The organism is Geodermatophilus normandii (genome assembly GCF_003182485.1).
GTDB classification, from domain to species: Bacteria; Actinomycetota; Actinomycetes; order Mycobacteriales; family Geodermatophilaceae; genus Geodermatophilus; species Geodermatophilus normandii.
In genome coordinates this window covers 3,609,176-3,622,806 of record NZ_QGTX01000001.1, presented here as the reverse complement: position 1 = coordinate 3,622,806, position 13,631 = coordinate 3,609,176, and the positions used below count along the sequence as shown (strand labels likewise).

The following is a 13,631-nucleotide window of genomic DNA, read 5'->3' as shown; positions in this document are numbered from 1 at the left end:
CGGGCATCGAGCTGCCGGAGCCGAGGAGCCCAGCCGGGAACCACGTGACCGCGGGGGACCTGCCGTGGCTCTCCGGCGCCGGGCCGGTCCGGCCGGACGGGAGCCCGGTCACCGGCACGGTCGGGGACGCCGGGCTGGGCCTGGCGACGGCCCGGGAGGCCGCGCCCGCGCGGCGGGTGCGGAGGATCCGTCGCTCCGGGTTCCTGACGCCGGCTCCCGCGGTGGGTAGTTTCACGGGTGTGACCCTCCCGCGGGGCCTGGACGCGGTCCCCGCCCTCCGACCCGGGGACCACGTCTGCCGGTCCTTCACCGGTGGCGCCGACCTCGCCGCAGCGGTCGTGCCCTTCCTCGACGAGGGGCGCCGCCGCGGCGAGCACCTGCTGCTCGTCGGTCCCTCGCGGCCCGCCCTCCTCGCGGCCGTGTCGGCACTCCCGCACCGCGACGCGATGCTCGCCGACGGCCGGCTGGAGCTCCAGGCCACCGCCGACTGCTACTCGGCCGGCGCCGCGCTCGACCCCGTCGAGCAGGTGCGGCGCTACCGCGGCGCCACGGACGCCGCGCTCGTCGCCGGGCGCACCGGCCTGCGGGTGGCCGCGGACGTCACCGCGCTGCTGCACGGCGGGCGGTCCGGCCGTCGTCTGCTGCACGCCTACGAGCAGCTCGCCGACGCGCTCATGGGCACCGTCCCCATGACCGCGATGTGCCTCTACGACGCCTCGGTGGGGCCGGACGTCCTCGGGCCCGTCGCCGTCCTCCACCCGGTGCAGGCCCTCGGGGACCGGCCGCCGCAGGCGCACCTGTCCGCGCGGGGACCCGTGCTGTCCCTGCACGGCGAGGTGGACCTCAGCGAGGCCGCGTCCGTGGCGACCGCCCTCGTCGACGTCGCGGGCGTGCACGGTGTCCCGGGGGAGCACGGTGTCCCCGGGGGGCACGGTGTCCCCGGGGGGCCCGCCCGCGAGGTCGTCCTCGACCTGTCCGACCTCGCCTTCCTCGACGTCGCGGGTGCGCGTGCCCTGCACGGCGCCACGCGCGAGCTGGCCGGCCGGGGGACCGCGCTGCGGCTGACCGGCACCCACCGGGGCGTGCGCCGCTGCCTCGACCTCTTCGGCCTCGGCGTCCCCGCCCCCGGCCCCTCCGGCCCGGAGCCGGCGTGACCCGGCTGCGTCCGACGGGCGACTGGGACGGCACCCGCCTCGCGCACGAGGGGTTCGTCTTCTCCGCCGACGACGAGCTCGTCGAGCGGGTCGTGCCCTTCGTGCTCGAGGGGTTCCGCCGGGACGAGCCGGTGCTCGTCGTCGCCGGGGAACGGGTCCGCGGCCTGCTGGCCGGGAACCTCGGGAGCGACCTCGGGCGGCTGACCGTCTTCGCCGCGGCGGAGACGTGGTGGCGCGGCGGCCACGGCACGCTGCAGGCCTACGACCGCGACCTGCGCGCCCTCCGCGCCACCGCCCCCAGCTGGCGGCTGGCCGCCGAGCCGACCTGGCTCGCCCGGGAGGACGGCCGGGTGTGGAGCCGGTACGAGGCGGTCGCCAACCGCTGCTACGACGCGATGCCCTACTACAGCCTGTGCCTGCACGACGCCCGCCGGCTGCCGGCCGAGGTCCTCGCGGCCGTCGACCGGTCCCACCCGCTCACCTGGGGCGGCACCGCACCGGCACCCGGGCCGGCGTACGAGGACCCGGCGGGCTTCCTGCGCTCGGTCCAGCCCGCCTGGACCGAGCGCCCGGCGGACGCGGTCGTCGGCACGGTGACCGCACCGGTGCAGGGACGCCGCGCCCTCAGCGCCGCGGTCCCCGGCGACCGGCGGGCCCGGCTCGGCGACGTCGTCCTGGCCGCCCACGAGCTGCTGGTCAACGCGCTGCGCGTCGCGGCGTTCGCCGAGCTCGCCACCTGGACCGAGGGGGACACGTTCGTGGTCGAGGTCTCCGACGGCGGTCCCGGCCTGCCGGACGAGACGCTCGGCTACGTGCCGCCGGACCCCGCGACCGGCCCGCGGGGGATGTGGCTGGCGTGGAGCCTGGCCGACGACGCCGCCGTCCGCAGCGGCCCCGCGGGCACCGCCGTCCGGCTGCACTTCCGCCGTCACCCGCCGGGTGCCCTGCGCTGAGCCCGCCCCGGGCCGCCGCCGGTGAGGGGGAGCGGCCGGCCTCAGCGGGCGTCGAAGAGGGTCACCCGGTCGGGCTCGGCGACCGAGAGGGGGTTCGCCCACTCCGAGGGCGTGCCGGTGATCGGCTGGGCGTCGGTGACCACCAGGAAGGGCGTGCCGGGGTAGACGGCGAGCACGCGGGCGGTCGAGGTGAGCTCCTCGGTGTGCTCGAGGAGCTCGCCGCGGCGCAGCGTGGTCGTCGTCCGCCGCCCGTGCAGCTCGCGGCCCACCTCGGCCACCCACGCGGCGCCGTCCTGGCGGAAGGCGATGGCCTGCACCCGCCGGCCGGGGGGCGCGGGCTCGCAGCCGGCGAACTCGGCCAGGGCCTCGTAGAGCCGCTCGGCCTGGTCGTCGTCGCTCGCGCGCGGGAGGAAGAAGGCAGCCACGCGCCGATCCTCTCCTCCGCCACCGACACCCCGGGATGCGGACCGGACCACGGGCGTGCACCCTGGGGGCGCGCTCCGCTCCGGTCGAGTAGAGGGGGAACTCCTCGCCGGCGCACCGGGCCAGGTTCCGAGCACCGCTCCCTGGCCCGGCTCCGCAGATGCCGGTCGTGCACGACGGGATGCCGTACCCCCGGCCCCCGGGCAGGGTCCCGCGCGAGCATCGGGGGGCCCGGGGTGCCCACCTCAGCCGTCCCGGCTGACCGTCGCCCGCAGCACCCGCCCGCACAGCAGTGTCGCCACCCCGGCCACGACGACGAGCAGCAGGCCCACCCGCAGGCTCGAGGCGTCGGCGATCGCGCCGACCAGCGGCGGCGAGGCGAGGAAGCCGATCCTCAGCAGCCAGTTGACCAGCGTCAGCCCGACGCCGTGCCGCAGGCCCGGCAGGTCGTCGGCCGCGGCGTAGACGGCGGGGACGAGGGTGGCCACGCCGAGGCCCGCGAGCGCGAACCCGACGAGCGTCGTCGCCAGCGAGGGGACGGCCAGCGCCAGCCCCATGCCCACGGCGATGACGGCGCCGCCCACGCGGGCGACCCGGCGCTGGCCGAACCGGTCCACGACGCGGTCGCCGGTCAGCCGCCCGACGGTCATCGCCACCGACAGCGCCACGAAGCCCAGGCCGGCGGTCGCGGCTCCGGTGCCGACGTCGGTGCGCAGGTACAGGGCGCTCCACGACGAGCCGGCGTCCTCGACGAACGCCCCGCAGGCGGCGAGCACGCCGAGGGCGGCCAGCGCGGGCAGGACGGCGCGCAGCGCGCCGCCGCCGCCCGCCGGCACCGCGTCCTCGGCGGCCTCCTCCTGGTCCGTGCCCGGCAGCATCGAGCGGTGGGCGACCAGGGCGAGGACGGCGAACACGGCCGCGACCACCCCGAGGTGCACGCCCAGCGGGACGCCCAGCCCGGCCGCGGCGGAGCCGATCAGCCCGCCCGCCACCGCGCCGATGCTCCAGATGCCGTGGAAGCCGTTGAGGATCGAGCGGTCGTAGGCCCGCTGGACGCGCAGGCCGTGGGCGTTCTGCGCGACGTCGACGACGGCGTCGAGCGCACCGGCCACGAACAGCGCGCCGGCCAGCAGCCACCACGACGGCGCGACCGCCGCGCCCCAGACGGCCGCGGCGAGCGCCACCAGGCCGAAGGAGGCCACCCGCGCCGATCCGAAGCGGCGCATGAGCGCGGCGGAGGCCAGCGCGGAGACCAGCGCGCCGAGCGGCAGGGCGGCCAGTGCCGCACCGAGGGAGGCGTTGGTGAGGTCGAGGCGGTCCTTGATCTCCGGAAGCCGTGGCACGAGGTCGGCGTAGAGGACCGCGTTGATGAAGAAGCACGCGGCGACGGAGACGCGGGCGGCGCGCAGCCGCGGCGGGGCGGCAGCCGGGAGGGTGTCCGACACGGGGGTCCTTCGGGGTCTGGGGAGGGGAGGGGTCAGGCGGCGAGGCGGAGGACGGCCGCGCGGATCCGGTCGGGGTCCATCGGGTCGGTCGACAGGGCGCTGTGCAGCACCAGGCCCGTGACCAGCGCGTCCAGCTCGCCGGCGGTGACCGGGTCGAGGTGGCGCTCCAGGCTGCGCCGGCTGCGCTGCATCCAGTCCTGGGTGACCGCGCGCAGCGCCGGCCGGCGGGCGGCGGCCGCGTAGAGCTCGACGGTGAGCACCAGGTCGCGGCCGGAGACGAGCAGGTCGCCGGTGAGGTGCTCGACCAGCGACGCCAGCGCCGCCGCCCGGTCCGGCGCGGTGCGCATGCGCTCGTCGAAGCGGCCGGCGACGTCCTCGACGAGGAGGGTGAACGCCGCGGCGTGCAGCTCGTCGAGGGAGGCGAAGTGGTAGGTCGTCGACCCCAGGGGACGTCGGCGGCGCGGGCGATCGCCCGGTGGGTGGCGCCGCCGACCCCGACCTCGGCGATGACGTCGAGGGCGGTGGCCACCAGGCGGTCGCGGCGCCCGGGGTCGTGCCGGCGCGGCCTCCGGGCCGGCACGAGGGGGGTGTTCACCCGCGCTCCAGGGTGCGGACCACCCGGGCGGGATTGCCGACGGCGACCACGCCGGCCGGCAGGTCCCGGGTCACCACCGACCCGGCACCGACGACGGTGTCCGCCCCGATGGTCACGCCGGGCAGCACGACGACGCCGCCGCCGAGCCACACGTTGTCGCCGATGGTGATCGGCTCCGCGGCCTCCCACTTCTGCCGCCGGGGCCCGGGCTCCACCGGGTGGGTCGGCGTCAGCAGCTGGACGTTCGGCCCGATCTGCACGTCGTCGCCGATGGTGATGGCCGCGACGTCGAGGGCGACCAGGCCGACGTTGGCGAAGGAGCGGGCGCCGATGCGCAGGTTGCTGCCGTAGTCCACGTACAGCGGCGGGCGGATCTCGGTGTCCTCACCGACGGCGCCGAGCAACTGCTCGAGGAGCTGACGGCGCAGGGCGCGCTGGCGCGCCGAGGTGGCGTTGTAGACCGCCGCCAGGTCGAGCGCCGCGGCGCTGGCCTCGCCGATCTCCGGGTCGTCGGCGATGTAGGGGTCACCGGCGAGCATCCGCTCGCGCATGGTGCGGGGGTCGTCGGCGGCGGACGGTGCGGTCATGCGGACGAGCGTACACATGCATGCGGACATCCGTACGCAACGGCGCGGTGCAGGGACCGATGAGTCCCGCGCGCCGGCGGTGTCTACTCCGGCAGACCACCCATCCCCGGAGGCCCGCGATGACCAGCACGCCGACCGAGCTCGACACCCGCACCCTCGAGGTGCCCGGCGCCGTCCTGACCTACGACGTCCGCCCCGGACCGGACGGCGCGCCGGTGCTGCTGCTGGTCGGCTCGCCGATGGGCGCGGAGGGCTTCGGCACGCTGGCCGGGTACTTCACCGACCGCACGGTGGTGACCTACGACGTGCGCGGCGCCGGGCGCAGTCGCCGCACCGACGGCGCGCCCACGAACACACCCGAGGAGCACGCCGGTGACCTGTCCGCCCTCATCGACGCGGTCGGCGGCCCGGTGGACCTCTTCGCCACCAGCGGTGGGGCCGTCAACGCCCTGACGCTCGTGGCCCGCCGACCCGAGCAGGTGCGCACGCTCGTCGCGCACGAGCCCCCGTCGGTGCGCTACCTGCCCGACGCCGAGGAGGCCTCGGCCGCCACGCACGCCGTCGCCGAGGCCTACCGGCAGGGCGGCCGTGGCCCGGGCATGGCTGCCTTCATCCGGCTGGTCGGCCACCGCGGCCCGGTGACCGCCGACCTCGCCGGCCCCGCGCCCGACCCGGCGGTGTTCGGCCTGCCCACCGAGGACGACGGCTCGCGCGACGACCCGCTGCTCGCCCAGAACATGCTCCTCTCCACGCACGCGGAGTTCGACCTCGCGGCGCTGCAGGCGGCGTCCACCCGGGTCGTCGTCGCCGTGGGCGAGGGGTCGGAGGGGCAGCTGGCCCGCCGCGGCGGCGAGGGCGTCGCCGCGGCGCTCGGGACGGCGCCGGTGCTCTTCCCCGGTGACCACGGCGGCTTCCTGGGCGGCGAGTTCGGCCAGGCCGGGAAGCCGGAGGCCTTCGCCGCCCGGCTGCGCGAGGTGCTCGACGGCACCGCCGACTGAACCCTTGCCCGGTCCCCGGTGCGGCGGGACGCTGGTCCCGCCACGACAACGGGAACAGGACAGCGGAGTCCGGGAGGTCGCCGTGGAAGCACGCGTGGGGGACAGGATCGTCGTCCGCTCGACCCACCAGGGGGAGCCGGACCGCACGGGACGGGTGATGGAGGTCCGCGGGGAGTCCGGCGGGCCGCCCTACGTCGTCCGGTGGGACGCCGACGGGCACACCGGCGTCTTCTACCCGGCGGGCACCTGCGCGGTCGTGCCGGAGCCGGCCGGGACGTGACCGGGGCCGTCCTCCGGAACGGCCCCGTCCCTGCGGCGCGGGCTGACGGCGTCGTGGGCACCCCCGCGCGGCGGACGGCTCCCGCCGCGCCGCGTGCACACGCCCCTGCGGCGGCGCGGCGGACCACCGGCGGGCACTGCGCCGCGTAGCCGACGGCTCCCGGCGGTCCTCGGGGACGACCGCCGGGCCGAAGGACCGTGTCTCCCGGACGCCGACGGCGCCCAGCTCGTCGGCGGGCGTCCGCGTCTCGTCGAGGACCTCGATCGCCCCGTCCCGGTGGGAGGCCGGCCCCTCGCGAGTCCCCGACACGGTGGACGACGCCGTCGCGGATCGCGGTGCCGGTGTCGATGGAGCCGTGGTGGTCGCCGTCGACCGCGGACACCGCGCCGAGGGTGCCGGTTCCGCCGCGGACGGCCGCGGAGGCGCCGACGCCGGCGTGCTCGCCGAGTCCGCCGCGCTCGAGAGCAGCGGGGCGGGCACGGGCGCGGGCCCGGGATGTCCGGCGGCCTGCTGATCGCCGTGTCCCTGACGGCGCTGCTCGTGGCGGCCGCGGACGTCGCCGGTCACCCTCGGCTCCTCCGACCGTTATCACCAACAACTCGTCGTCCTGGACGCCGCGGCCACCGACGAGCCGACGCGGGCCGGGTGAGCCGACAGCGCTACAGAGGCCCCCCTGGGCACGGCGCCCCCGCCGCGGGACCGCGGCGGGGGCGCCGGTGTCGGCTCAGGCCTGCGGGTCCTCCGGCGCGTCCTGCCCGGCCGGGCCCTGGGCGCCCTCGGGCCCCTCGGCGAGCAGCAGGTACAGCGCGCGCCGGGCCTCGGCGAGGACCCCGACCGCGGCGGCGAACTGCGCCTCGGTGCCGGTGCGGGCCACCTGGCGCACCGCGCCGTGCAGCTGCTCGAGCAGGCCGCGCAGGTCGGCGGGCGGAGCGCCGTCGGCGGCGCCGGCGAACGGGTCGCTCCCGGTGCCGCGCAGGGCGTCGGCGGCGCTGCGGCCGGTGTCGGTGAGCGTGGCGAGCTTGCGGCCGGCGTCGGCGGTGACCGTGACCAGGCCCTCGTCCTCGAGCTGGCTCAGCGTCGGGTAGATGGCCCCCGGGCTGGGCGTCCAGCGGCCGCCGCTGCGCTCGGCGATCGCCTGCATGAGCTGGTAGCCGTGCATGGGCTGCTCGGCGAGCAGCAGCAGGACGGCGGCGCGGACGTCGCCGCGCGGTGCCCGCCCGCGGCCCCGCCGGCGCGGACCGGCCGCGGGGTCGAACCCCGGGCCGAACCCCGGGCCGAAGCCGGGGCCGAAGCCGGGACCGCCCTCGCGGCCGCGCCAGCCGGGGCCGAACGGCGCGACGCCGGGGTCCCCGGGCCCGCCGGGACCCCCGAAGCCGAAGCCGTGCGGGCGTCGCCCGTGACCGCCGTGCCCGTGACCGCCGTGCCCGTGACCGCCGTGCCCGTGACCGCCGTGCCCGTGACCGCCGTGCTGACCGTGCGGGCCCGGCTGGCCCCAGGAACCGAACGGGGGACGACGGCCGGGCCGCCACCCCTCGAAGCGCGGATCGAACTCCATGGTCGTCCTCCTGACGTATCGGATGACAGTAACGATATGTCGTTACATGTCGGGATGCAAGGAGCCGAGGGAGGACGCGGCGATCGCCTGGACGGCAGCCTCGCCGAGCGCGTCCACCTCCGGGGCCAGGACGCGGAGGGCGACCGGGCGCCCCGAGCGGAGCAGGGCGGTGAGGCGGGCGGCGACCTCCTCGATGCGCTGCGCCGGGTGGACGCCGGCCGCCGCCGGTTCCGGCGGCAGGACCGACCAGGGCTGGTCGATCTCCGCGCTCAGGGCCGGCATCCGCCGCAGGAGGGCGGCGCAGCCGGCGGCCAGCCGCCACCAGGTGCCGGCGCGCAGTCCCGGCGGCGCCGAGGCGGCCGCGGACGCCCAGCGCAGGAGCCGGACCACGTCGCCCCAGACGACGTCGGAGACGACGTCCTCCACCGGCCGGCCGCCGGGGGAGCGGTGCGCGAGCACGAGGGCGCGGGTGGCGGAGGGGTCGAACAACCACGGGGCACGATCGCCGTCCATGGCGGCACGCTGCCTCCTCCGCCTCCCCTCGACCTGGGCGGCACCTGGCAGGGACCTGGCAGCCTCAGGACAGGACGGCGAGCACCGCGGCGGCGGCGTCGTCGAGGGCGCCGCGCGCGCGTCCCCACGACGTCGCGGTGGGGAAGTCCCCGAGCAGCACGACCACCCGCCCGTCGGGCAGCACGCCGGCCGAGTGCACCTGCCGGCGGCCGTCCACGCAGCACATCCAGCCCTGCTTGGCCGCCACGCCGGCGGTGCCCCGGAGCAGGCCGAAGGTCTGGTCGAAGCCGTCGGCCGCGGTGGCCGTGGTGGCCCGCAGCCAGCCGAGGAGCGTCGCGGCCGGCGGCTCACCGGAGGCCGCGGCCAGCCCGGCCAGCACCACGGCGACGTCGGACGCGCTGGTGGTCGCCTCGCCCCACCGGCCGGCGACGGCCGGAGGGGCGGTGGCGGTCAGCCCGGCCTCCGCCGCGGCGCCGGCGACCAGCGTCGCCCCGTCGTAGCGGTCCCACAGGATGCTCGTCGCGCCGTCGTCGGACCGCACGATCGCCCGTTCCATGAGGGCGAGGTCGCGGTCGCCCAGGTCGAGCGCGCCGGCGGCGTCGAGGGCCAGCAGCCGGCCGACGACCAGGAGCTTGACCAGCGAGGCGGTGTAGCGCGCCGCGCCGGCGGAGGCGCCGGTCACCAGCGGCCGCCCGGCGGCGTCCAGGACGGCGACGTCGATCGTGCCGCGCGCCGCGGCCGCGGCCGCGGCCACGGCGGCGAGCAGCGCGGTGGCGTCCACCGGCGGCGCCGGAGCGCTGGGCGCGGGGACCGCGGGCGAGGACTCCCGGGGGGTGCCGAACGGCCGCAGCCCGGTCACCGCCACGGCGTCGGCGGTCCCACCCCGGGTTCCGCCGGACCCGTCCCCCCGGACCACGAGGACGGCCAGCAGGCCGGTCGCGGTGACCACGAGCACCGACGCGAGCACGACCGTCAGCGCAGCGGCCACCACCCGGGCCAGCGGACCCCGGCGCGGACGCCGCGACCGCGGTCGGACGACGCTCACGCCCCCCACCTTGGACCTCTTCCTCGGCGGGGAGGTGACGATCGTGTGTCCGCTCGCCTCCCGGCCGCGCGGCCCCCACCAGGGCGGACATGGGGGACGCCGCCGCCGGGGGAGGTCCACAGTCCCGCCACGGCCCCCTGACAGGACCGTCCCAGGAACCCCTCCGATGGTCGGGAGGACGGCCGGACCCGCCGGCCGCCCGAACGAGGAGAACCCCGTGCGCAAGAAGATCGTGCTCGCCACCACGGCCGGCGTCCTGGCCGTCGGCGGCCTCGCCTCCGCCGTCCCGGCCATGGCCGACGACGACACGACCACCGAGGTCTCGGCCACCTCGGCCGAGGACCGCATCCGCGACGCCCTCTCCGGGCTGGTCGACGACGGCTCCATCACCTCCGACCAGGCCGACGAGGTGGCCACCACGCTCGGCGACGCGGGCCTCGGCGGCGGCCACGGCCTCGGCGGCGGCCACGGGCACGGCGGCGGCAGGGGCCTGGACCTCTCCGTCGCCGCCGACACCCTCGGCCTGTCCGAGGACGACCTGCGCACCGCGCTCGAGGCCGACGACGCCAGCCTGGCCTCGGTGGCCGGGGACCGGGGCGTGGCCGTCGACGACCTCGTCGCCGCGCTGGTGCAGGCCGCCCAGGACCGCCTCGACGACGCCGTCGCCGACGGCCGGCTGACCCAGGAGGAGGCCGACGAGCGCGCCGCCGACCTGGAGACCCGGATGACCGACCTGGTCACCGGCACCGGCGTCGACCTCGACCGCCCCCGCGGCGGACGCGGCGGCCAGGACGACCCCGACGACGGCAGCACCGACGACGGCAGCACCGACGACGGCAACTGACCGTCCCGGCACTCCGCGGCGCCGTCCTCCGTTGGGGAGGGCGGCGCCGCTCCGCACCCGCGCCCGCGGACCGGCCACGCGGCGCCCGTCGCCGGTAGCGTCCCCCGCTCCGCCGGACAGGAGGACCCCGTGACCAGCACGTTGCCGACGACCGCGCCCGAGGGGCGGGGCGCCGATGCGGCCCGCACGCTGGTCGTCGTCGGCGGGCTGCCCGGCAGCGGCAAGACCACGATGGTGCGCCGGCTGCTCGGCGACGGCGTCCCGGGCGTGACCGCCGTCGACTCCGAGGACGTCGCCGCCCGCTGGCGCACCTCCGCCCGCGTGCCCTACCGGTTCGTGCGCCCGTTCGTGCACGCCCGGCACCGCGTCCGCGTGCTGCGGGCGACCGCCGGGCCGGCTCCGGTCGTCGTGCTCGCCGATCCGTGGACCAGCCGCTGGTGGCGCCCGGTGGTGCTGGCCACCGCCCGTCGGGCGGGCCGCGCCGTCCGCCTCGTGCTCCTCGACGTCAGCGCCGGCGACGCCGCCGAGGGCCAGCGGATCCGCGGCCGCCGCATCCCCGAGGGCCGCATGCGCCGCCACGACGCCCGCTGGGCCCGCTACCTCGCGGCCGGGCCGCCGCCCGGCGCCGTGCTCGTCCTCGACCGCCCGGGAGCCGCCCGGCTCAGCCTCGCCGGGCTCCTGGGTCCCGCGTCCCCGGCGGCTGCAGCGGGCTGACCACCCCGGTCAGGCCGAGCGCCCGCTCCAGCAGGCGCAGCCGGTAGGCCGCCGTCAGCACCGCGAACCAGAGCACCAGCGCCGGCACCACGGTCTGGAAGACCGGCTCGGCGGCCTGGGTGAGGCCGAAGTAGTCGGTGAACGCCGGCCAGAACAGCCCGGCGGAGAACACCACGACCAGCGCGACCACGAGCAGCGCCGGCCGCCGGTCGCCGTCGGGCCGGGTCCACGCGGCGAACCACCGGTTGGGCGGCTTGAGGAACAGCACGAGCAGGAAGGCGGCGTAGGAGACGAACGTCGACAGCGCCGTCTGGGCACCGATGGTGGCCGCGGCCTCGGCGAACCCGACGTCGTCGGAGGACAGGCCGGTGTAGTCCTCGAACGCCGCGACGACGGAGGCCGGCGTGCGGGCCGGGTCCAGCCCCTCGAGCAGCTGCGTGTAGTGCCGGGCGTAGACCGCCACGCCCCCCGCCGCGGTGACCAGCATCGCCGGGACGACGAACCGCCACAGCGTGGTGAGCAGGTGCGGGTCGGGCGCCTGCGGGCGGGCCCAGGCCGTGAGGAACAGCGTGGGGACACCGACGGTCAGCAGCGTCAGCCCGACGTTCGCGGGCGAGTAGGGGAAGCCCAGCCCCAGCATGGTGACGGCGAGGATGACCAGCCCCTGCGTGCCCACCCGCGCCAGGAACACCTGCATCGAGGTGCTGATGCCGGTGATGATCCGGCGGCCCTCGTGCGCGGCCGGCAGCAGCGCGCCCAGCGAGTCCTCGGTCAGCACGATGTCGGCGACGTCGCGGGTGACCGCGCTGCCGCTGGCCATCGCCACGCCCACGTGCGCCCGCTTGAGCGCGCGGGCGTCGTTGACGCCGTCGCCGACCATGGCCACGTAGGCCCCCTGCCGGCGCAGCGCGTCGACCAGGCGCTCCTTCTGCTCCGGCGCGATCCGCCCGAACACCGTCGTCCGCCCCACGACGGCGTCCAGCTCCGGCTCCGACGCCCCCTCCAGCGCCGGGCCGGCCACCGGCTCCCCGGGCTCGAGACCGGCCTGCCGGGCCAGCGCGGCCACCGTGGACGGGTCGTCGCCGGACACGACCTTGACCGCGATCCCGTCGGCGGTGAGCCGGGCGAGGGTCTCGACGACGTCGGGGCGCAGCTCGTCGGCCAGCGCGACGACCGCGAGCGGCTCCAGCGCCGGCAGCCGGGCGCGGCCGGCGTCGTCGCGCAGCGGGGCGTCCCGGCCGGCGCGGGCCAGGACGAGCACCCGCAGGCCCCGCGCGGTGAGCTCGCGCACCGGCGCGTCCAGCGGCGGGCCGGTCAGCCGCGGCGCGAGGGTGTCGGGGGCGCCGAGGACCAGCACGGCGTCGGGGGTGCGCTGCGCGCTCCAGCGCAGCGCGGAGGAGAACGGCACCTCCTCGGTGACCGGCACCGGCTCCCCGGGCAGGGCCTGCGCCAGCGCCGCCGTGGTCAGGTTGCCCGCGGCGGTGCTGCGGGCCATCGACCCGAGCAGCCGCTCGACCTCCCCGGCGGGCAGGTCGCCGACCGGGCGCACCCCCGCCAGCGACAGCCGCCCGGTGGTCAGGGTGCCGGTCTTGTCGGTGCAGACGACGTCGACGTTGCTCACCGACTCCACCGCGTTCACCTGCTGCACCAGCGCCCCGCGCCCGGCGCTCTTCGCCGCGCCCACGGTGTAGGCGACGGCGACGAGGAAGAACAGCCCGTAGGGCACCAGGCCCGAGAGCACCGCGGTGGTCTGCACCGTCCGCACCAGCGTGAACCCCTCGAGCGCGGCCTGCGCCAGGATCGTCACGCTCATCAGCAGGACCAGCAGCATGACCAGCCGGACGACGAAGTCGATCCGCCGCTGCAGCGGGGTCCTGTCGGTGGAGACCCGCCGCGCCTCGGCGGTCAGCCGCCCCGCGTAGGACGCCGCCCCGACGTCGCGGGCCAGCTGCGTGCCCCGGCCGCCCACGACGAAGGAGCCCGACAGCAGTTCGGCGCCGGCCGCCTTGGGCAGTGCCTCGGACTCGCCGGTGAGCAGCGACTCGTCGACCTCCACCCGCCCGTCGAGCACCGGCCCGTCGACGACGACCTGCCCTCCGGGCGCCAGCCGCAGCACGTCGCCGCGCACGACCTGCTCGGGCGGCACCTCGGCGTCGGCGCCGTCGCGGACCACCGTCACCGTGCCCCGCGCCAGCAGCTGCAGCCGGTCGAGCTTGCGCTTGGCGCGGATCTCCTGCACGGCGCTGATCGCGGCGTTGACCAGGCCCAGGCCCACGCTGGTGAAGGCGTCGCTGTAGCGCCCCAGCGCCAGCAGCGCGGCGCCGATGGTGAACAGGATGACGTTGAAGAAGGAGAAGACGTTCGTGCGCAGGATGACGCCGTAGCTGCGCGAGCTCGCGCTCACCGCGACGTTGCCCTCCCCGCGCCGGTGCCGCTCCCGCGCCTCGGCCGCGGTCAGGCCGCCGGCCTCCGCCGTGCGGGGCGCGGGAGGAGGCGACTGCGTCTTCACCGGGACGACGATGACA

The 13,631-nt window shown here is 77.8% G+C and carries 14 protein-coding genes; 6 read left to right on the top strand and 8 right to left on the bottom strand.

Going from position 1 to position 13,631, the window contains the following annotated elements:
• Positions 1 to 239: 239 nt before the first annotated feature.
• Positions 240 to 1,154: an MEDS domain-containing protein gene (locus tag JD79_RS17510; RefSeq protein WP_110007815.1), complete on the top strand. Its 915-nt coding sequence runs from the start codon at positions 240 to 242 to the stop codon at positions 1,152 to 1,154.
• Complete coding sequence (locus JD79_RS17505) at positions 1,151 to 2,107, top strand: anti-sigma factor RsbA family regulatory protein (protein ID WP_110006569.1); 957 nt, start codon at positions 1,151 to 1,153, stop codon at positions 2,105 to 2,107. Before JD79_RS17510 ends, JD79_RS17505 begins: the two co-directional genes overlap by 4 nt.
• 41 nt (positions 2,108 to 2,148) lie before the next feature.
• On the opposite strand, the gene JD79_RS17500 is transcribed toward JD79_RS17505, so the two are convergent.
• The 4 genes from JD79_RS17500 to JD79_RS17485 all read right to left on the bottom strand — a co-directional run bounded on the left by JD79_RS17500 (position 2,149) and on the right by JD79_RS17485 (position 5,157).
• Positions 2,149 to 2,532, bottom strand: a complete 384-nt coding sequence (locus tag JD79_RS17500; protein WP_110006568.1) for a hypothetical protein — start codon at positions 2,530 to 2,532, stop codon at positions 2,149 to 2,151.
• A gap of 243 nt (positions 2,533 to 2,775) precedes the next feature.
• Entirely contained in the window at positions 2,776 to 3,975 is a 1,200-nt protein-coding gene (locus tag JD79_RS17495) for an MFS transporter (RefSeq protein WP_110006567.1), read from the bottom strand.
• A gap of 32 nt (positions 3,976 to 4,007) precedes the next feature.
• Positions 4,008 to 4,322, bottom strand: a complete 315-nt coding sequence (locus JD79_RS23150) for a TetR family transcriptional regulator C-terminal domain-containing protein (RefSeq protein WP_211308032.1) — start codon at positions 4,320 to 4,322, stop codon at positions 4,008 to 4,010.
• Between the two features lie 244 nt (positions 4,323 to 4,566).
• Positions 4,567 to 5,157, bottom strand: coding sequence for a sugar O-acetyltransferase (locus JD79_RS17485; protein ID WP_110006566.1), 591 nt, complete (start codon positions 5,155 to 5,157; stop codon positions 4,567 to 4,569).
• Between the two features lie 119 nt (positions 5,158 to 5,276).
• Between JD79_RS17485 and JD79_RS17480 the strand changes: the two genes are divergently transcribed.
• Together JD79_RS17480 and JD79_RS17475 are read left to right on the top strand one after the other, a co-directional pair.
• On the top strand, positions 5,277 to 6,155 hold the full coding sequence (locus JD79_RS17480) for an alpha/beta fold hydrolase (protein WP_110006565.1): 879 nt from the start codon (positions 5,277 to 5,279) through the stop codon (positions 6,153 to 6,155).
• Positions 6,156 to 6,237: 82 nt separating this feature from the next.
• The gene (locus JD79_RS17475; protein WP_110006564.1) at positions 6,238 to 6,435 is read left to right on the top strand and encodes a DUF1918 domain-containing protein; all 198 of its coding nucleotides are present in this window, start codon (positions 6,238 to 6,240) and stop codon (positions 6,433 to 6,435) included.
• A gap of 724 nt (positions 6,436 to 7,159) precedes the next feature.
• Here the strand turns inward: JD79_RS17475 and JD79_RS17465 are convergent.
• From JD79_RS17465 to JD79_RS17455, 3 genes are all read right to left on the bottom strand, one after another.
• Positions 7,160 to 7,990 (bottom strand): PadR family transcriptional regulator, encoded by an 831-nt coding sequence (locus JD79_RS17465; RefSeq protein ID WP_110006562.1) that lies wholly within the window; start codon positions 7,988 to 7,990, stop codon positions 7,160 to 7,162.
• A gap of 42 nt (positions 7,991 to 8,032) precedes the next feature.
• On the bottom strand, positions 8,033 to 8,503 hold the full coding sequence (locus tag JD79_RS17460) for a hypothetical protein (RefSeq protein ID WP_110006561.1): 471 nt from the start codon (positions 8,501 to 8,503) through the stop codon (positions 8,033 to 8,035).
• A 64-nt stretch (positions 8,504 to 8,567) separates the two neighbouring features.
• On the bottom strand, positions 8,568 to 9,548 hold the full coding sequence (locus tag JD79_RS17455; protein ID WP_170149253.1) for a serine hydrolase: 981 nt from the start codon (positions 9,546 to 9,548) through the stop codon (positions 8,568 to 8,570).
• Positions 9,549 to 9,765: 217 nt separating this feature from the next.
• On the opposite strand from JD79_RS17455, the gene JD79_RS17450 reads away from it, so the two are divergent.
• Positions 9,766 to 10,392 carry a hypothetical protein gene (locus JD79_RS17450; RefSeq protein ID WP_170149252.1) on the top strand — a complete coding sequence of 209 codons (627 nt, stop codon included), beginning with the start codon at positions 9,766 to 9,768 and terminating at the stop codon, positions 10,390 to 10,392.
• 129 nt (positions 10,393 to 10,521) lie between these two features.
• Positions 10,522 to 11,106, top strand: coding sequence for an AAA family ATPase (locus JD79_RS17445; RefSeq protein ID WP_110006558.1), 585 nt, complete (start codon positions 10,522 to 10,524; stop codon positions 11,104 to 11,106).
• Here JD79_RS17445 and JD79_RS17440 read toward each other — a convergent pair.
• Positions 11,054 to 13,615, bottom strand: a complete 2,562-nt coding sequence (locus JD79_RS17440) for an HAD-IC family P-type ATPase (protein WP_211308031.1) — start codon at positions 13,613 to 13,615, stop codon at positions 11,054 to 11,056. The two genes, JD79_RS17445 and JD79_RS17440, sit on opposite strands and share 53 nt — an antisense overlap.
• Positions 13,616 to 13,631 lie beyond the last annotated feature (16 nt).

What these genes read in the sequence shown, in the direction of transcription:
- JD79_RS23150 (WP_211308032.1), bottom strand. Translation starts at nt 4,322, where the DNA reads ATGCGCACCGCGCCGGACCGGGCGGCGGCGCTGGCGTCGCTGGTCGAG.
- JD79_RS17485 (WP_110006566.1), bottom strand. Translation starts at nt 5,157, where the DNA reads ATGACCGCACCGTCCGCCGCCGACGACCCCCGCACCATGCGCGAGCGG.
- JD79_RS17480 (WP_110006565.1), top strand. Translation starts at nt 5,277, where the DNA reads ATGACCAGCACGCCGACCGAGCTCGACACCCGCACCCTCGAGGTGCCC.
- JD79_RS17465 (WP_110006562.1), bottom strand. Translation starts at nt 7,990, where the DNA reads ATGGAGTTCGATCCGCGCTTCGAGGGGTGGCGGCCCGGCCGTCGTCCC.
- JD79_RS17460 (WP_110006561.1), bottom strand. Translation starts at nt 8,503, where the DNA reads ATGGACGGCGATCGTGCCCCGTGGTTGTTCGACCCCTCCGCCACCCGC.